Annotated in this window: 17 protein-coding genes; 15 read left to right on the forward strand and 2 right to left on the reverse strand. The window is 70.8% G+C overall.

Translation table 11 applies throughout. From position 1 onward, the window contains the following. Positions 1–166 precede the first annotated feature (166 nt). From N790_RS05740 to N790_RS05795, 12 genes are all read left to right on the forward strand, one after another. Positions 167–1300 carry an acyltransferase family protein gene (locus N790_RS05740; protein ID WP_043801934.1) on the forward strand — a complete coding sequence of 378 codons (1134 nt, stop codon included), beginning with the start codon at positions 167–169 and terminating at the stop codon, positions 1298–1300. 81 nt (positions 1301–1381) lie between these two features. Continuing rightward, complete coding sequence (locus tag N790_RS05745; RefSeq protein ID WP_052385720.1) at positions 1382–2530, forward strand: cystathionine gamma-synthase; 1149 nt, start codon at positions 1382–1384, stop codon at positions 2528–2530. Positions 2531–2568: 38 nt separating this feature from the next. Next, positions 2569–3354 carry an ABC transporter permease gene (locus tag N790_RS05750; RefSeq protein ID WP_043801937.1) on the forward strand — a complete coding sequence of 262 codons (786 nt, stop codon included), beginning with the start codon at positions 2569–2571 and terminating at the stop codon, positions 3352–3354. Beyond that, positions 3344–4717, forward strand: coding sequence for an ABC transporter ATP-binding protein (locus N790_RS05755; RefSeq protein WP_043801939.1), 1374 nt, complete (start codon positions 3344–3346; stop codon positions 4715–4717). The genes N790_RS05750 and N790_RS05755 overlap by 11 nt, the downstream gene beginning before the upstream one ends. Beyond that, complete coding sequence (locus N790_RS05760; RefSeq protein WP_043801942.1) at positions 4714–6027, forward strand: sulfotransferase family protein; 1314 nt, start codon at positions 4714–4716, stop codon at positions 6025–6027. Before N790_RS05755 ends, N790_RS05760 begins: the two co-directional genes overlap by 4 nt. Beyond that, on the forward strand, positions 6024–7151 hold the full coding sequence (locus N790_RS05765) for a glycosyltransferase family protein (protein ID WP_052385721.1): 1128 nt from the start codon (positions 6024–6026) through the stop codon (positions 7149–7151). Before N790_RS05760 ends, N790_RS05765 begins: the two co-directional genes overlap by 4 nt. Further along, positions 7148–7984: a glycosyltransferase gene (locus N790_RS05770; protein WP_052385722.1), complete on the forward strand. Its 837-nt coding sequence runs from the start codon at positions 7148–7150 to the stop codon at positions 7982–7984. The genes N790_RS05765 and N790_RS05770 overlap by 4 nt, the downstream gene beginning before the upstream one ends. 13 nt (positions 7985–7997) lie before the next feature. After that, positions 7998–9389 (forward strand): hypothetical protein, encoded by a 1392-nt coding sequence (locus tag N790_RS05775; RefSeq protein ID WP_156969959.1) that lies wholly within the window; start codon positions 7998–8000, stop codon positions 9387–9389. After that, positions 9386–10393 (forward strand): glycosyltransferase family 2 protein, encoded by a 1008-nt coding sequence (locus N790_RS05780; protein ID WP_052385723.1) that lies wholly within the window; start codon positions 9386–9388, stop codon positions 10391–10393. The genes N790_RS05775 and N790_RS05780 overlap by 4 nt, the downstream gene beginning before the upstream one ends. A gap of 86 nt (positions 10394–10479) precedes the next feature. Continuing rightward, complete coding sequence (locus tag N790_RS05785) at positions 10480–11187, forward strand: CoA transferase subunit A (RefSeq protein ID WP_043801948.1); 708 nt, start codon at positions 10480–10482, stop codon at positions 11185–11187. Then, a complete protein-coding gene (locus N790_RS05790) occupies positions 11187–11822 on the forward strand; it encodes a CoA transferase subunit B (protein ID WP_043801949.1) in 636 nt (211 codons plus the stop codon). The genes N790_RS05785 and N790_RS05790 overlap by 1 nt, the downstream gene beginning before the upstream one ends. A 7-nt stretch (positions 11823–11829) precedes the next feature. Next, entirely contained in the window at positions 11830–12210 is a 381-nt protein-coding gene (locus N790_RS05795) for a GtrA family protein (protein WP_043801952.1), read from the forward strand. 82 nt (positions 12211–12292) lie between these two features. On the opposite strand, the gene N790_RS05800 is transcribed toward N790_RS05795, so the two are convergent. Both N790_RS05800 and N790_RS05805 read right to left on the reverse strand, forming a co-directional pair. Beyond that, a complete protein-coding gene (locus N790_RS05800) occupies positions 12293–13231 on the reverse strand; it encodes an electron transfer flavoprotein subunit alpha/FixB family protein (RefSeq protein WP_043801954.1) in 939 nt (312 codons plus the stop codon). Between the two features lie 13 nt (positions 13232–13244). Then, a complete protein-coding gene (locus N790_RS05805; RefSeq protein WP_043801955.1) occupies positions 13245–13991 on the reverse strand; it encodes an electron transfer flavoprotein subunit beta/FixA family protein in 747 nt (248 codons plus the stop codon). Positions 13992–14233: 242 nt separating this feature from the next. Between N790_RS05805 and N790_RS05810 the strand changes: the two genes are divergently transcribed. The 3 genes from N790_RS05810 to cysN are packed head-to-tail and all read left to right on the forward strand — an operon-like array spanning position 14234 to position 17782. Continuing rightward, positions 14234–14977 carry a sulfite exporter TauE/SafE family protein gene (locus tag N790_RS05810; RefSeq protein ID WP_245593745.1) on the forward strand — a complete coding sequence of 248 codons (744 nt, stop codon included), beginning with the start codon at positions 14234–14236 and terminating at the stop codon, positions 14975–14977. Between the two features lie 13 nt (positions 14978–14990). Next, on the forward strand, positions 14991–15899 hold the full coding sequence (cysD, locus tag N790_RS05815) for a sulfate adenylyltransferase subunit CysD (protein WP_043801957.1): 909 nt from the start codon (positions 14991–14993) through the stop codon (positions 15897–15899). After that, the gene (cysN, locus tag N790_RS05820; RefSeq protein WP_043801959.1) at positions 15899–17782 is read left to right on the forward strand and encodes a sulfate adenylyltransferase subunit CysN; all 1884 of its coding nucleotides are present in this window, start codon (positions 15899–15901) and stop codon (positions 17780–17782) included. The genes cysD and cysN overlap by 1 nt, the downstream gene beginning before the upstream one ends. The last annotated feature ends 13 nt before the right edge of the window (positions 17783–17795 follow it).

The raw sequence follows: 17795 nt of genomic DNA on the forward strand, positions 1-17795 counted from the left end.
CTTCGGGCTCGATCAGCAACCACGTGATGGTGCGTCCGGGCACCAACTGATCCTTCGGGTTCAGTAACGCCTTGGAAGGGCCCGCTTCGGCGGGCCCTTCTTTTTTGCGGCGCCGTGGCGCTCGGCTATAGTGGCCCGTCTTCGTTTGCAGGACTCCCGACAGGGCATGTCTTCCCCGTTCCCGGACGCGCCGCCGACGGCCCTGGCCCGGCTGGCCGGACTCTTCCTCGGCAGGCCGCGCGTGCGGCTCGACCAGGTCGACAGCCTCGACGGCCTGCGTGGCCTCGCGGTGCTGGTCGTGCTGGCCTCGCACCTTTCCAATGCCGGCATGGGGCTGGTGCCCGGGCTCTCGCTCTCCGGCACCGGCAAGAGCGGCGTCTACCTCTTCTTCGTGCTCAGCGCCTTCCTGCTGGTGCGCCTGTTGCTCAGGCGGACGCCCGCGCAGTTCGCCGATGCGAGGCTGTGGGCTGATTACGCGCTGCGGCGCGTGCTGCGCATCTGGCCGCTTTACCTCGTGGTGCTGCTGTCGGCCTGGTGGCTCACGCGCAGTGGCCACGCCGGCTGGCACTACCAGCTCGACGATGCCGCGCTCTGGCGACACCTGGCCCTGCGCGAGGGCCAGAGCGTGCTGTGGAGCATCCCGGTCGAATTCGTGTTCTACCTGGTGCTGCCGTTCGTGGCGTGGGGGCTGGCCTTCTCGATGGCGCGGGCCTGGCCGTGGTGGCTGGAAGCCTTGGGCTTCGTGGCCGCGCTGGCCGCCGCCAGCTGGGCCTGGCCGCCCTCGACGGCGCTGGAGAACGACGTGCGCCTCGGGCCTTACCTGGTCATCTTCCTGTGCGGCGCCTTCGCCGCGCGCCTGGACCACCGAATCCGCGCCGCGGCCTCGCCGCCATCGAGCCGGGCCTGGGGCATCGTCGGCCTCGTCGCCATCGCCGCGCTGCTGCTGACGGTGCCGGTGGCCTGGGCCGCGCTGGCCGGCAAGCCGGTCGATTACGGCTTCAACCACCGCTGGTTCCTGTTCTTCGGCCTGGCCTGGTCGGCACTGTTGCTGGCCGTGCTGCATGGCCCGCGCTGGCTGCGCCGTCCGTTCGCGTCGGCGCCCGCGCGCTGGGTGGGCGTGGTGAGCTTCAGTGCCTATCTCTGGCACATGCCGGTGCTCGACCTGCTGCGTGCCCACGGGCTCGCCACGTGGCCGCTGCCGGCGCTCTGGGCCCTGCTGGCCGCGCTGGCGGTGGCGGGCCTCTCCTTCCTGGCGTTCGAACGCCCGTGGCGCGACCTGCGCTTCGTGCGCAAAGGCTGAAAAAACCGCCTCCCCGGTGTCCCCCTTGGGCCTTGGGGGTATCATTCCCGGTCAGCCAACACCCAGCCTCCAGGAGTCTTCGTGGCCCACCGCCCCGGCACCCTCGCCATCCACGCCGGCCAGTCGCCCGACCCGTCCACCGGGGCGGTGATGACGCCGATCTACGCCACGTCCACCTACGTGCAGGAAAGCCCGGGCGTGCACCAGGGCTACGAGTACTCGCGCAGCCACAACCCCACGCGCTTCGCCTACGAGCGCTGCGTGGCGGCGTTGGAAGGCGGCACCCGCGGCTTCGCATTCGCCTCGGGCCTGGCGGCCACCTCGACCATCCTCGAGCTGCTCGACAGCGGCAGCCACGTGCTGTGCATGGACGACGTCTACGGCGGTACCTACCGCCTGTTCGAGCGCGTGCGCCGCCGCAGCGCCGGCCTCGACTTCAGCTTCGTGGACCTGTCCGACGACGCCGCCTTCGACGCCGCCGTGAAGCCGGACACGAAGATGGTTTGGATCGAAACCCCCACCAACCCCACGCTCAAGCTGGTGGACATCGCCGCCGTCGCCGCCAAGGCGCGGGCGCGCGGCCTGATCGTGGTGGTGGACAACACCTTCTGCTCGCCCATGCTGCAGAAGCCGCTGGAACTGGGCGCGCACATCGTCATGCACTCGGCCACCAAGTACCTCAACGGCCACTCCGACATCGTCGGCGGCATGGCGGTGGTGGGCGACGACGCCGAACTCGCCGAGAAGATGGCCTTCCTGCAAAACGCCATCGGCGGCGTGCAGGGCCCCTTCGACAGCTTCCTGGCGCTGCGCGGCCTCAAGACCCTGCACCTGCGCATGAAGGCGCACTGCGAAAACGCCCAGGCCATCGCCGAGTGGCTGGAAAAGCACCCGAAGGTCGAGCGCGTGGCCTACCCGGGCCTGAAGTCGCACCCGCAGCACGCGCTCGCCTCGCGCCAGATGGCGGGCTACGGCGGCATGGTCAGCGTCTGGCTCAAGGGCGGTTTCGAGGCGGCCAAGGGCTTCATGGAAAAGCTCGAGCTGTTCGCCTGCGCCGAATCCCTGGGCGGCGTCGAGAGCCTGGCCAACCACCCGGCCGTGATGACCCATGCCTCGGTACCGGCCGAACGCCGCGCCGCGCTGGGCGTCACCGACAACCTGGTGCGCCTGAGCGTGGGCGTCGAGGACGTGGCCGACCTGCTCGCCGAGCTCGAGGACGCGCTGCGGTGAACGCCCAGCCGGGCTGGGCGCGACGCGCCCTCCGCCCGTTGTCCGCACTCACCGAACACCGCTCGCTGACGCTGGAGCTGGCCAAGCGCGACGTGCTCGGCCGTTACCGCGGCGCCAGCTTCGGCCTGCTGTGGTCGCTGATCAGCCCCTTCCTGATGCTGATGATCTACACCTTCGCCTTCGGCACGGTGATGGGCAACCGCTGGCCGCAGGTGGAGCAGGGCGGGGCCAGCTTCTCGATCATCCTGTTCGCGGCGCTGATCGTGCACGGCTTCTTTTCCGAAGTGCTCAACAAGGCGCCGACCCTGGTCACGGCCAACCCGAACTTCGTGAAGCGGGTGGTGTTCCCCATCGACATCCTGCCCTGGCCGCTGGTGATGTCCGCGCTCTTCCACGCCGGCACCACCCTGCTGGTGTTCCTGGCGCTGCGCCTGGTGATGGACGGCCAGCTGGCCTGGACCACGGTGTTCTTCCCGCTGGTGATGCTGCCGCTGCTGGTGCTGTGCCTGGCCATCGCCTGGTTCCTGGCGGCGCTGGGCGTGTACCTGCGCGACATCACCCAGGTGACGCCGCTGCTGTCGCTGGCGCTGCTGTTCCTGTCCACGGCCATGATGCCGCTCGAATCGGTGCCTGAGTCCTACCGCTGGGTGTTCGAATACAACCCGCTGAGCTTCATCATCGACCAGGCGCGCGCGGTGCTTCTGTGGCAGCAACTGCCGGACGCCTGGGGCCTGCTGCGCTACCTGGCGGTGGCGACCGGCCTGGCCTACCTGGGCCGTTATTTCTTCGCCAAGGCGCGTTCGGGGTTCGCCGATGTCCTCTGAGGTCGCCATCCGCGCCACGCACGTGGGCAAGGCCTTCCCGGTCTACGCGCGGCCGCACCACCGCCTGCTGCAGATGCTCTCGCCCGGCCCGGCCAACCGCTGGTACCGCGAATTCCACGCGCTGCGCGACGTGAGCTTCGAGATCCCGCGCGGGCAGACGGTCGGCATCGTCGGCCGCAACGGTTCGGGCAAGTCCACGCTGCTGCAGGTGCTGTGCGGCACGCTGTCGGCCAGCGCCGGCGACGTGGAGGTGCACGGCCGCGTGGCCGCGCTGCTCGAACTCGGCGCCGGCTTCAGCCCGGAATTCACCGGCCGCGAGAACGTCTACCTCAACGCCACCGTGCTCGGCCTGAGCCGGCGCGAGGTGGACGAACGCTTCGACAGCATCGCCGCCTTCGCCGACATCGGCGAGTTCATCGAACAGCCGGTCAAGACCTATTCCAGTGGCATGTACGTGCGCCTGGCCTTCGCCGTCGCCATCCACGTCGAACCCGACATCCTGGTGGTGGACGAGGCGCTGGCGGTGGGCGACGAGGCCTTCCAGCGCAAGTGTTTCGCGCGCATCGAACAGATCCGCCAGGCCGGCGCGACGGTGCTGTTCGTCTCGCACTCGGCCGGCACCGTGATCGAGCTGTGCGACCGCGCCCTGCTGCTCGACGGCGGGGAGCTGGTGGCCGACGGCGCGCCCAAGCAGGTGATCGGCCTGTACCAGAAGCTGCTGTACGCACCCGCCGGGCGCCTGGCCGAGCTTCGCGAGCAGGCCCGTGCCAACCCGGTGGCGGCGCTGGCGGGGCAGGAAAGCGCGCGCGACGCCGCGCCCGCGCCTGCCGCGGGCACCGCGGCCGACGCCGGTCCCGAGCCCTGGTACGACGAATCGCTGCGCCCGGCCAGCACCCTGGCCTACGCCTCGCAGGGCGCGAGCATCGAGGACCCGCACCTCACCACGCCCGACGGCCGCCGCGTCAACGTGCTGGTGGCTGGCCGCGAGTACGTGTACCGCTACCAGGTCCGCTTCGAACAGGCGGCCGCGGGCGTGCGCTGCGGCATGATGATGCGCACCGTCACCGGCGTCGAAGCCTGCGGCGCGGTGACCTCCACGGCGGAGCGGGCGCTGCCGGTGGTGGAAGCCGGCACGCGGCTGGCGGTGGCGTTCCGCTTCCGCTGCCTGCTGGCGGCGGGCGTGTATTTCCTCAATGCCGGCGTGCTGGCGCGGCTGGGCGAAGGCGAGGCCTACCTCGACCGCCGCATCGACGTGGCCATGTTCCGGGTGTTGCCCGACGCGGGCCGCCTGGACACCGGGCTGGTGGGCATGGACGTGGTGCCGGCGCTGGCGCCGGCACCGGACGAAGGAGTGGCATCGTGACGACGCGCAGCCAAGGCATCGTGGTGGCGGGCATGCACCGCAGCGGCACTTCGGCCCTGTCCGGGGCGCTCTCGCGGCTGGGCATCGCCCTGGGCGATTCGCTGGTGCCCGCGGCCGGCGACAACCCCAAGGGGTATTTCGAGCACGCGGGCGTGGTGGCCGTGCACGAGCAGCTGTTCCGCGAACTCGGCCGCTGGTGGTACGACCCGCGCGAACTGCCCGCCGGCTGGCTGGAATCGCCGGCCGCGCGCCGCGCCGAGGAGGCCCTGGTTTCGCTCCTGCGCGCCGACTTTTCCGGCGCTGCGCTGTGGGCGGTGAAGGACCCGCGCACCTGCCGCTTCCTGCCGCTCTGGCGCCGCGTGCTCGCGCGCCTGGCGGTGCCGGTGTCGGTGCTGGTGGTGATGCGCCCGCCGGGTGAAGTGGCGGCTTCGCTCGCCGCGCGCAACGGCTTCGGCCCGGAGCTCGGCGAGCTGCTGTGGCTGCGCCACGTGCTCGACGCCGTGCGCGGGTCGGCCGGCATGCCGCGCACCGTGATCGTCTACGAGGACATCGTGCGCGAACCGGTGGCCGCCATCGACGCCGCGCTGCAGCGGGTGGGCCTGCAGGCGCCCGTGCCCGCCGCCGAACGCGCCTCGGCCCTGGCCGGTTTCGTCGAGGCCTCGTACCAGCACCACGCGTCGGCCGCGCCGGCCGGGGCGACGCCGGTCGCCGGCCTCGCCCAACGCGTCTATGAAGCTGGCCGCGCGTTGGCGCGCGGGCAGGGGCGCTGGGAGGAGTTCGACGCGCTCGACGCCGAATTCCAGGCCCAGTGGCGCGCCGTCGGCCCCTTCGTGCAGGCCATGGGCGACGCGGTGTTCCCCGACCTCGAGGCCAGGGCCCGGCTGGCGGAGGAAATCCACGCGGCCCGCTCCGAGCTGGCGGCGCAGGTGCGCTGGGGCAAGGAAATGCTGGCCCAGCGCGAGGCGATGTCCGAGCAGCAGCAGGCGCTGAACGCCGCGCTCGCGCACCAGCGCGACCAGCTCGAGGCCGCGCTCTCGAACGCCCGCAGCGACCTGGCCGCGCAGGTGCGCTGGGCCGAGCAGACGCTGGAACAGCACCGCGAGGTGGTGGCCGAGGCGCACCGCCAGTCCGCCGCCGACCGCGAGCGCATCGCCGACCTGCAGGCGCGGCTGCAGCTGGCCGAGCAGCGCATTTCCCGGCTGCTGGCCTCGTTCTCCTGGCGCGCCACCGCGCCGCTGCGCGCGCTCGGCCGCGCCCTTGGCCGCCGCCCGGCCGCCGCCACCCCGAATCCCCCCGAGAAAGACCAATGATCTACTTCACCTCCATCTGCTCCAACTACCTGCCCAAGGCGATGGCGCTGGCCGAATCGGTCAAGCGCCACGATCCCGACGGCACCTTCGTGCTCTGCCTGGTCGAACGCGAGGCCCCGCAGGTGGCGCTCGACTTCCCGCACTTCGACGAAGTGGTGCTGGCCAAGGACGCGGGCTGGGAGGACTTCGACCGCTTCATGTTCCGCCACAGCATCGTCGAGGCCTCCACGGCGGTGAAGCCGCGCTTCATGATCCACCTCACCGAGCGCTACCCGCAGGCGGACAAGTTCGTCTACCTCGACCCCGACGTGCTGGTGTACGGCCCGTTCACCGAGCTCGACGCGCTGCTCGACCAGCACAGCATCGTGCTGGCGCCGCACCTGCTGCGGCCGGGCAACATCGACATGGAGATCAGCTCGCTGGCGCACGGTGCCTACAACCTGGGCTTCCTGGCGGTCAGCCGGGCGGAGAATTCCGCGCGCTTCCTGCAGTGGTGGGCCGAGCGCCTGTTCCTGTACTGCTACGACGACAAGAGCCGCGGCATCTTCACCGACCAGAAGTGGATCGACCTGGTGCCGTGTTTCTTCGACTGCCACATCCTCAAGCACCACGGCTACGACTTCGCCACCTGGTCGCTGCTGGGCAGCGAGCTGGTGGAGACGCAGGCCGGCTACGTCGCCAACGGCGACCCGCTGCGCTTCATCCATTTTTCGGGCCTCGACTCGGGCACGATCGACAAGGCCATCGGCTGGTGGCTGACGCCGGACAATTCGGCCACCTTCGTGAAGCTCTACGCCGAGTACCGCGCGTTGCTGGAGAAGCACGGCCAGGCCACGCTCGGCAAGACGCCCTGGAGCTACGCCACCTACGCCGACGGCCGCAAGATCGCCCTGCAGGCGCGCGTGGCCTACCGCAACCCCGAACTGTGGGCCGCGGTGCCGCGCCCCTTCGAGGCCAGCGACGCCGTCTTCCTGCCCGAGGGCGAAGCCCCGGCCGCCGTGGCCGCCGCCACCGAGCCGCCTTCCATCCTCGACCGCTTCATGCGCTCGACCCGCGAGATCGGCCTGGGCCCCACCATGGCCAAGGCCGTGCGCCGCATCACGGGCGGCAAGGCGGCGCGATGAGCCGCGTCTCGATCGTCATCCCCTGCTACAACGCCGGCGACCTGCTGCGCGAAGCGGTGGATTCGGCGCTCGCGCAAACCCACGCCGACACCGAGGTGGTGGTGGTGGACGACGGTTCCACCGACCCGCGCACCGCCGAGGTGCTGGCGGCGCTGGCCGGCCCGCGCGTCACCGTGATCCGCCAGGCCAACGCCGGCCCCGCGGCCGCGCGCAACCGCGCCATCGAGGCGGCCACCGGCGAGTTCATCCTGCCGCTGGACGCCGACGACCGCTTCGACCCGACCTACGCCGCCAAGGCACTGGCGGAAATGCAGCGCGACCCGTCGCTGGGCATCGTCTACTGCGACGCGATGAAGTTCGGCGCCGAAACCGGCATTTGGCGGCTGCCGGCCTTTTCGCTGCGCGAGATGGCGGTGGACAACGTGATCTTCTGCTCCAGCCTGTTCCGCAAGGCCGACTGGGCCACCGTGGGCGGCTACCGCGAATCGCTGCGGCACGGCATGGAGGACTACGAATTCTGGCTGCGCATCCTGTCGCTGGGGCGCGGCGTGGCGAAGATCCCGGAGCCGCTGTTCTTCTACCGCATCCAGGAACGCTCGCGCACCACGCAGTTCATGGAGCACCGGCCGAACGTGGTGGCGACCTACGCCGAGATCTTCCGCGCCAACCTCGATTTCTTCGCGCGCCACGCCGAGGTGCTGTTCGAGCACCGCTTCCAGCAGTACCGCGAGCTCGACCACTTCCGCTACCGCTACGGCAAGCTCGACCAGTGGATCGAGAAGCGCGGCGGCTGGATCAAGCGGTTCGCGCAGTTCGTCCGGCGCAGGCTCTGAAGCGATGGCGGCGATGGCCACCCCCGAAGAACTCACCCGCGGCCGCCGGCGGCTGGCGCTGCTTGGCGCCGCCTGGGGCGTGCTGGCGCTGCTGCTGGTGGCGATGCACAGCCCGGGCCAGATGTCGCTCGACACGGTGGTGGCGCTGTACGAAGGCGTGATCAACCGGGCGGTGGGCTGGGGCCCGCCCTTCATGGCGTCGGTGCTCGAATGGCTGGGCGGCGGCGTGGTGGGCGCGGCGGTGTTCGTGGCGCTGAACACCGCGCTGGTGCTGGGCGGCTTTTTCCTGGTGCTCACGCGCGGCGCCGATGCCGGCCACCTGGGCCGCCTGCCGGCCTGGCGGTTCTGGCTGGCGCTGCTGCTGTGCCTGAACCCGCTGTTCCTGCTCTACGTGGGCATCGTCTGGAAGGACGTGCTGCTGGCGACGCTGGCCATGTCCGCGGTGGTGGGCCTGTGGGCGCTTGAGCGGCGCCTGGACGCGCGCCGCTGGTGGCTGGTGGCACTGGTGGGCCTGGCGCTGGCGGCGCTGCCCTGGGCGCGCCAGCAGGCCTTCCTGGTGTCGCTGCCGCTGTGGGTCGTGCTGGCCTGGCTGGTCGCGCGCAAGCAGGCGGGCCGTCCACGCCGCATCGTTGCCGGGCTGGTCGTGCTGCTGGTACTGGCGCTGGGCCAGCGCGGCATCGGCGCCGCGGCCGACGCCACCATCACGCCGCTGCCCGAGAGCCCGACCAGCACGGGGCTGTCGATCATCATGGCCTACGACATCATCGGCATGAGCGCGTCCTCGGCCGATGGCGAACCCGCGCGCTCCGCCGGGGCGGGCGAGGCCACGATCGAGGCGATGCGGCGCACCTACAGCCCGGAGCGGGTGGACACCTCCTGGCACGTGCCCGAGGTGAGCTCGTTCATCAACGGCCTAGGCCAGGACGAGCTGCGGACGACCTGGTGGCGCGGCGTGCGCGAACGCACCAGCGAATACCTGGGCCACCGCGGCGACGCGCTGGCGTCGCTGCTTGGTTTCCGATCGATGGAAGGCTGCGTCGCCGGCTACTGGGGCGTCGCCGGCATCCCCGAGCATGTGCTGCACGCCGGGCTGATCGAGGAAATGGACCCGCGCGACCGACTGATCGGCCGGATCACGACCCAGCTCCGCGACACGCCCGTGCTCAGGCACTGGACCTACCTCGTGGTGCTGGCGGTCGTCACGTTCGTCCTGCTGCGCCGGCGCGGCGGCGAGGGCGCGACGACCTCGGCCGCCGCGACCCTGGGCGCCTGGCTGTACTTCGCCTCCTACGTGCCCACGACCATCGCCTGCGACTTCCGCTACCTGTACCCGACCGCCGCGCTGGCCTGCCTGGTGGCGCTGCACTTGCTCGTGGCGCCGCGGCCGGCCAAGGTGTCGACATGACGACGAACGAACTCCCGCCGGTGGACTGGGCCCAGGGCGTGGCCGTGGTGGTGCCCTGCCACCGCGTCACCCGCCACGTTGCCGGCGTCATCGCCGCCATCGGCCCGGAAGTGGACGCCATCTACTGCGTGGACGACGCCTGCCCCGACGGCAGCGGCGATTTCATCGCCCGCGAAGTGCGCGACCCGCGCGTGCGCGTGCTGCGCCACGAACACAACCAGGGCGTCGGCGGCGCGGTGATGACCGGCTACCGCCAGGCCATCGCCGACGGCGCGCGGGTGATCGTGAAACTCGACGGCGACGGCCAGATGGATCCGGCCCTGCTGCCGGCCTTCGTGGCGCCGATCCTGCGCGGCGACGCCGACTACACCAAGGGCAACCGATTCTGGGACCTGCGCCAGATCCGCCGGATGCCGCTGGTGCGGCGCCTGGGCAACCTGGCCCTGAGCTTCCTGGCCAAGGCCAGCACCGGCTACTGGGACCTGTTCGATCCCACCAACGGCTACACCGCCATCCACGCCGGCGTGGCCGCGCACCTGCCGATGGAGTCGATCAGCCGCCGCTACTTCTTCGAGACCGACCTGCTGTTCCGGCTCAACACCCTGCGCGCGGTGGTGGTGGACGTGCCGATGGACGCGCGTTACGGCGACGAGGTGAGCGGGCTGAAGGTGTCGCGCATCCTCGGCGAATTCGCCTTCAAGCACCTGCGCAACCTGGCCAAGCGCATCGGCTACAACTATTTCCTGCGCGACCTGCCGGTGGCCTCGCTGGAGTTGCTGGCGGGCGCCGGCCTGCTCGGTTTCGGCGCCGCGTTCGGCGGCTGGCACTGGTGGCATTCGGCCCAGGCCGGGGTGGCGACGCCGGTGGGCACCATCATGATCGCCACCGTGGCGGTGGTGAGCGGACTGCAGTTCCTGCTGGCCTTCCTGGGCTACGACATCGCCAGCGTGCCGCGGCGGCCGGTGCACCCGCTGCTGGCCGACCGCGTGGCGCCTGCCGGCTGAGCCGCACCTGCCCGAAAGTACGGGGTCGCCGGGCCGGTGGGGCAGGGTAGAATCGCCGCTTCCCGGACTGCACCGAGAGCGACCCGATGGCAGCTACCAAACTCTACCCCGACGCCCGCTCGGCCCTGGCCGACCTGGTGGCCGACGGCCAGACCCTGGCGGTCGGCGGCTTCGGCCTGTGCGGCATCCCCGAGGCGCTGATCGCGGCGCTGCGCGATTCGGGCGTGAAGAACCTCACCGCCATTTCCAACAACGCCGGCGTGGACGGCTTCGGCCTGGGCCAGCTGCTGGCCACGCGCCAGATCCGCAAGATGATTTCGTCCTACGTGGGCGAGAACAAGGAATTCGAGCGCCAGTATCTGGCCGGCGAACTCGAGCTCGAGTTCAACCCGCAAGGCACCCTGGCCGAGCGCCTGCGCGCCGGCGGCGCCGGCATCCCGGCCTTCTTCACCGCCACCGGCTACGGCACCGTGGTGGCCGAGGGCAAGGAAACGCGCGAATTCGACGGCAAGCACTACGTGCTCGAAACCGCGCTGCGCGCCGACGTGTCGCTGGTGAAGGCCTGGAAGGCCGACAAGGCCGGCAACCTGGTGTTCCGCAAGACCGCGCGCAACTTCAACCCGGCCTGCGCCATGGCCGGCAAGGTCTGCGTGGCCGAGGTGGAGGAAGTGGTGGAGATCGGCGCCATCGACCCCGACCAGGTGCACCTGCCGGGCATCTACGTGGACCGCATCGTGCACAACCCGACCCCCGAGAAGCGCATCGAGCAGCGCACCGTGCGAGGAGCGAAATAATGTCCTGGACCCGCGACGAAATGGCGCAGCGCGCCGCCCGCGAACTCACCGACGGCGCCTACGTGAACCTGGGCATCGGCTTGCCCACGCTGGTGGCCAACCACATCCCGGACGGCATGGACGTGTGGCTGCAGTCGGAAAACGGCCTGCTCGGCATCGGCCCCTTCCCCACCGAGGACGAAGTGGACGCCGACCTGATCAACGCCGGCAAGCAGACGGTGACGGCGCGCGCCGGCGCCAGCTATTTCGGCAGCCATGATTCCTTCGCCATGATCCGCGGCGGCCACATCGACCTGGCCATCCTGGGCGCGATGGAAGTGACCGACCGCGGCGACCTGGCCAACTGGATGGTGCCCGGCAAAATGGTCAAGGGCATGGGCGGCGCCATGGACCTGGTGGCCGGCGTGAAGCGCGTGGTGGTGCTGATGGAGCACACCACGAAAACCGGCGAGCCCAAGATCCTGCCCAAGTGCACGCTGCCGCTGACCGGCGTGGGCGTGGTGAACCGCATCATCACCGAACTGGCGGTGATGGACGTGGCCGGCGACGGCCTGGTGCTGGTGGAAATGGCCCCGGGCGTCACCGAGGACGAGCTGCGCACCAAGACCGGCGTGCCGTTCCGCCGCGCGGCCTGACCCGCGCATGCTGCGCGAGCTCGTCGGCTTCGGGCTGGTGGGCGGCCTGCAGCTGCTGGCCGACTGGGCCTGTTTCGTCGCGCTGACCGCGCTGGGCGTGCCGGTGGTGCCGGCCAACCTGGCCGGCCGCGTCGCCGGCGCCTCGCTGGGTTTCTGGGCCAACGGGCGCTACACCTTCGCGCGGCCGGGCGAACCGCCGCGCCTGGGGCGCCGGCGCCTCGCGCGCTACCTGGCCTTCTGGCTGGCCATGAGCGTGCTCAGCACGGTGGCGGTGATGGGCCTGGACGCGATGCGCGGCCTGCACGCCGCCTGGCTGGGCAAGCCGCTGGTGGACGCGGCGCTGGCGGCGCTGGGTTTCGTGGCGGCGAAGTACTGGATCTACCGCTGACGTCCCGCGGCGGGCCGTTTCCCCCGGAAAAGAAAACGGCCGCGGATGCGGCCGTTTTCCGGTGACGCCACGCGGGCTCCGGTCAGAGCGACTGCTCGAGCTCCGGGACGATCTGGAACAGGTCGCCGACCAGGCCGAAGTCGGCGATCTCGAAGATCGGCGCTTCCGCGTCCTTGTTGATGGCCACGATGGTGCCCGCGTCCTTGATGCCGGTCAGGTGCTGGATGGCGCCCGAGATGCCGATGGCCACGTACAGCTCCGGCGCGATGATCTTGCCGGTCTGGCCCACCTGCAGTTCGTTCGGCACGTAGCCGGCGTCCACCGCCGCGCGCGAGGCGCCCACGGCCGCGCCCATCTTGTCGGCCAGCGAATAGATGATCTTGAACGCGTCGGCCGAACCCAGCGCGCGGCCGCCCGACACCACCTTCGAGGCACCCTGCAGGTCCGGGCGGTCCGACTTGCCCTGCTGCAGCGACACGAAGCGCGTGTGCGAGGGCAGGGCGGCGTCCACCGACGCGGCTTCCACCGCCGCGGCGCCGCCGTTGCCAGCCGCCGGCCAGGAGGCCGTGCGCACCGTGCCCACCACGGCCATCGAGGACGGCGCCTCGACGGTGATGATGGCGTTGCCGGCGTAGATGGGCCGCTTGAACACGTGCGGGCCTTCCACCGCCATGATGTCCGACACCTGGGCCACGCCCAGCAGGGCCGCCACGCAGGGCATCAGGTCCTTGCCGAAGGTGGTGGACGGGCCGAACACGTGCGAATAACCCGCGGCCAGCTTCGCCACCTGCGGCGCCAGCACCTGCGCCACCGGGTGGGCGTTGGCGGCGTTGGCCACGGTGATGACCTTGGCCACGCCGGCGATCCGGGCGGCCTCGGCGGCCACGGCTTCGGGCGCGTCGGACAGCACGGCCACGTGGATCTCGGCGCCGGCGATGGCCTGGGCGCAGCTCACGCAGCGCGCGGTCGAGGAATTGAGCTTGCCGCCAAGGTGCTCGGCAACGATCAGGAACTTGCTCATCGTCATGGTCTCCTTACACCAGGCCCTTGGCCTTGAGCGCCGACACCAGCTCGGCGACGTCCTTCACCATCACGCCCTTGCTGCGCTTGGCCGGCGGGGCGTAGTGGCTGGTCTTGAGGTGGTCGCCCGCTTCCACGCCGAGGTCGGCGAAGGCGATGGTTTCGAGCGGCTTGGACTTGGCCTTCATGATGTCGGGCAGCTTGATGAAGCGCGGCTCGTTCAGGCGCAGGTCGGTGGTGATGACGGCAGGCAGCTGCACTTCGAGGGTCTCGAGGCCGGCGTCGACTTCGCGCACGACGGTGGCGTGGTCGCCGTTCACCTCGACCTTGCCGGCGAAGGTGGCCTGCGGTCGGCCCCACAGCGTGGCCAGCATCTGGCCGGTCTGGTTGGCGTCGTCGTCGATGGCCTGCTTGCCCAGCAGCACGATCTGCGGCTGCTCCTTTTCCACCAGCTTGAGCAGGGCGCGCGCCGCGGTGAGCGGCTGCACGGCCTGGTCGGTGACCACGTGGATGGCGCGGTTGGCGCCCATGGCCAGGCCGTTGCGCAGGTGCGCCTGGCAGTCCGCCGGGCCGAGCGTGGCCACCACCACTTCCGTGGCGATGCCCTTGTCGCGCAGGCGCAGCGCTTCTTCCAGCGCGATGTCGTCGAACGGGTTGGCCGAAAGCTTCACGCCTTCGGTGACCACGCCCGAGCCATCCGGCTTCACCTGGATGCGGACGTTGTAGTCCACCACCCGCTTGTAACCGACCAAGATCTTCATCGTCGCGATTTCCTGTGGGGCAGGCCGGCGCACGGCGTGGGGCCGCGCACCGGGCTTGAAGGGAACCGCGATTCTAACCTTTCGCGCCGCCGCGGCCCAGCCTCGGCGGCGTGAAAAACCGCGGCCGGGGCCTTGCTAATCAGTGATTTAGGCGTGAAAGCGGCACGGCCTTGAGCGAGGTCATGCGCGGCCGCGCGCCGACCGGGCAAACTTGCGCCTGGCCACCCCCGCGAACCCGCCGCTTGCCCTTCGACCTGCCCCCGGAATTCTTCATCTTCGTGGCCATCGGGCTGGCCGCGCAGCTGGTGGACGGCGCCCTGGGCATGGCCTACGGTGTCACCAGCTCCAGCCTGCTGCTGGCCTTCGGCCTGCCGCCGGCGGTGGCCAGCGCCAGCGTGCATGCGGCCGAAGTGGCCACCACCGGCGTGTCGGGCCTGAGCCACGGGCTGTTCGGCAATGTCGACCGCCGCCTGATGTGGTCGCTGGTGCTGCCCGGCGTGCTGGGCGCCGTCGCCGGCGCATTGCTGCTGAGCTGGGCCGACTGGGCCTGGCTGCGGCCGCTGGTGTCGGCCTACCTGCTGGTGCTGGGCCTGCTGCTGGTCTGTCGGGCCTGGCGCGGCCGCCGGCGCGAGCCGCGCACGGCCAGCGTCGTTCCGCTGGGCCTGGGCGCGGGTTTCCTGGACGCGGTGGGCGGCGGCGGCTGGGGCCCGCTGGCCACCACCCACCTGATGGCCCGGCACCTGGAGCCGCGCATCGCCATCGGCACGGCGAACGCGGCCGAGTTCTTCGTCAGCCTGGCGGTGTCGGCGGTGTTCCTGTTCACCCTGGGCATCAGCCACGTGCACGTGGTGCTGGGCCTGCTGGTGGGCGGCGTGATGGCGGCGCCGTTCGCGGCCTGGCTGGCCCGGCGGGTGCCGGCGCGGCCCCTGATGGCCGCCGTGGGCGTGATGGTGGCCGGGGTCAGCGTCTACAACCTGCTGCGTTGATATCCTTGCGGGCATGACGCCCGCCGCCCTGTCCCACCTCGACCGCCTCGAAGCCGAGGCCATCCACATCCTGCGCGAGGTGGCGGCCGAATTCCGCAACCCGGTGATGCTCTATTCGGTGGGCAAGGACAGCTCGGTGCTGCTGCACTTGCTGGTGAAGGCCTTCTACCCGGCGCGCCCGCCGATCCCGCTGTTGCACGTGGACACGGGCTGGAAGTTCCGCGAGATGATCGCCTTCCGCGACCGCCGCGCCGCCGAAACCGGCGTCGAGCTGCGCACGCACACCAACCCCGAGGGCAAGGCCCAGGGCGTCAGCCCGGTGACGCACGGCGCCACGGTGCACACCGACGTGATGAAGACCCAGGCGCTGAAGCAGGCGCTCGACCAGTGGGCCTTCGACGCGGCCATCGGCGGCGCCCGCCGCGACGAGGAGAAGTCGCGCGCCAAGGAGCGCGTGTTCTCCTTCCGCAGCGCCCAGCACCGCTGGGACCCGAAGAACCAGCGCCCCGAGCTGTGGGACCTGTACAACACCCGCATCCACAAGGGCGAGAGCGTGCGCGTGTTCCCGATCTCGAACTGGACCGAGCTGGACGTGTGGCTCTACATCTACCGCGAGAAGATCCCGGTGCCTTCGCTGTACTTCGCGGCCGAGCGGCCGGTGGTGGAGCGCGACGGCGCCCTGATCATGGTGGACGACGAGCGCCTGCCGCTGCGCGAGGGCGAAGTGCCCACGCTGCGCAAGGTGCGCTTCCGCACGCTGGGCTGCTACCCGCTCACCGGCGCCATCGAATCCGACGCGGACACGCTGGAGGCCATCATCGCCGAGATGCTGGTGGCCACCACCTCCGAGCGCCAGGGCCGCGTGATCGACCACGACCCCTCGGCCTCGATGGAAAAGAAGAAGCAGGAGGGCTACTTCTGATGGCCGGCACCGACCACGCCGCGGCCGTCGCCGCCTACCTGCGCCAGCACGAGACCAAGGGCCTGCTGCGCTTCATCACCTGCGGCAGCGTGGACGACGGCAAGAGCACGCTGATCGGCCGGCTGCTGCACGACACCAAGCGCCTGTTCGACGACCAGCTGGCCGCGCTGGAGAAGGACAGCCGCCGCCACGGCACCCAGGGCGAGGACATCGATTTCGCCCTGCTGGTGGACGGCCTGGCCGCCGAGCGCGAGCAGGGCATCACCATCGACGTGGCCTACCGCTTCTTCGACACCGACCGGCGCAAGTTCATCGTGGCCGACTGCCCGGGCCACGAGCAGTACACCCGCAACATGGCCACCGGCGCCTCCACCGCCGACCTGGCGGTGGTGCTGGTGGACGCGCGCAAGGGCCTGCTCACGCAGACCCGCCGGCACAGCTACATCGTCTCGCTGCTGGGCATCCGCCACGTGGTGCTGGCGGTGAACAAGATGGACCTGGTGGGCTACGACGAGGCCGTGTTCGCGCGCATCGTCGAAGGCTACCGCGAACTCGCCGCGCGCCTGGGCATCAGCCACGTGCAGTGCGTGCCGCTGTCGGCGCTCAGGGGCGACAACCTGAGCGCGCGCTCCGCGGCGATGCCCTGGTACGCCGGCCCCACGCTGCTCGAGCACCTGGAAACGGTGCAGGTGGACCGCGGCGGCGACGCCACCGGCTTCCGCCTGCCGGTGCAGTGGGTGTGCCGCCCGAACCAGGATTTCCGCGGCTTCGCCGGCACCGTGGCCGCGGGCCGCGTGGCGCCGGGCGACGAGGTGGTGGTGCTGCCGTCGGGCCGGCGCTCGAAGGTGCGCGCCCTGGTCACCGCCGACGGCGAACTCGCCTCGGCGGGCCGCGGCCAGGCAGTGACGCTGACCCTGGACGACGAGGTGGACGTGAGCCGCGGCGACGTGATCGCCGCCGCCGCGTTGCCGCCGCAGGTGGCCGACCAGTTCGCCGCGCACCTGCTGTGGATGGGCGACGCGCCGCTGCTGCCGGGCCGCCCCTACTGGCTGAAGATCGGCGCGCGCACGCTGGCCGCCCAGGTCACCGAGATCAAGCACAAGGTGGACGTGAACACGCAGGCGCGGCTGGCCGCCAAGTCGCTCGAGCTCAACGAGGTGGCCTACTGCAACCTCAGCCTTGAGCAGCCGATCCCGTTCGAGGCGTACGCGGACAACCGCACGCTGGGCGGCTTCATCCTCATCGACCGCCAGAGCAACGCCACCGTCGGCGCCGGCACGCTCGACTTCGCGCTGCGGCGCGCGGCCAACATCCACTGGCAGCACCTGGAAGTGGACCAGGCGGCGCGCGCCGGCATCAAGGGCCAGCAACCGCGCTGCCTGTGGTTCACCGGCCTCTCGGGCGCGGGCAAGTCCACCGTGGCCAACCTGGTGGAAAAACAGCTGCTGGCCAAGGGTTACCACACCTATTTGCTCGACGGCGACAACGTGCGCCACGGCCTGAACAAGGACCTGGGTTTCACCGACGAGGACCGCGTGGAGAACATCCGCCGCGTCGCCGAGGTGGCCAGGCTGATGACCGACGCCGGGTTGATCGTGCTGGTGAGTTTCATCTCGCCCTTCCGCGCCGAACGCCGGATGGCGCGCGAGCTGTTCCCCCGGGAGCAGTTCGTCGAAGTGTTCGTGGACACGCCGCTGGCCGTGGCCGAGCGGCGCGACGTGAAGGGGCTGTACGCCAAGGCGCGCGCGGGGCAGATCCGCAACTTCACCGGCATCGATTCGCCCTACGAGGCGCCGGAGCATCCCGAGCTGCACCTCGACGGCGGCAGCGAAACGGCCGAGCAGATGGCGGCCCGGGTCCTCGCGGCGCTGCAGGTGTCCTGACCGCGGCTGAAGC

It is taken from the genome of Arenimonas malthae CC-JY-1, assembly GCF_000747075.1.
Taxonomy (GTDB): domain Bacteria; phylum Pseudomonadota; class Gammaproteobacteria; order Xanthomonadales; family Xanthomonadaceae; genus Arenimonas; species Arenimonas malthae.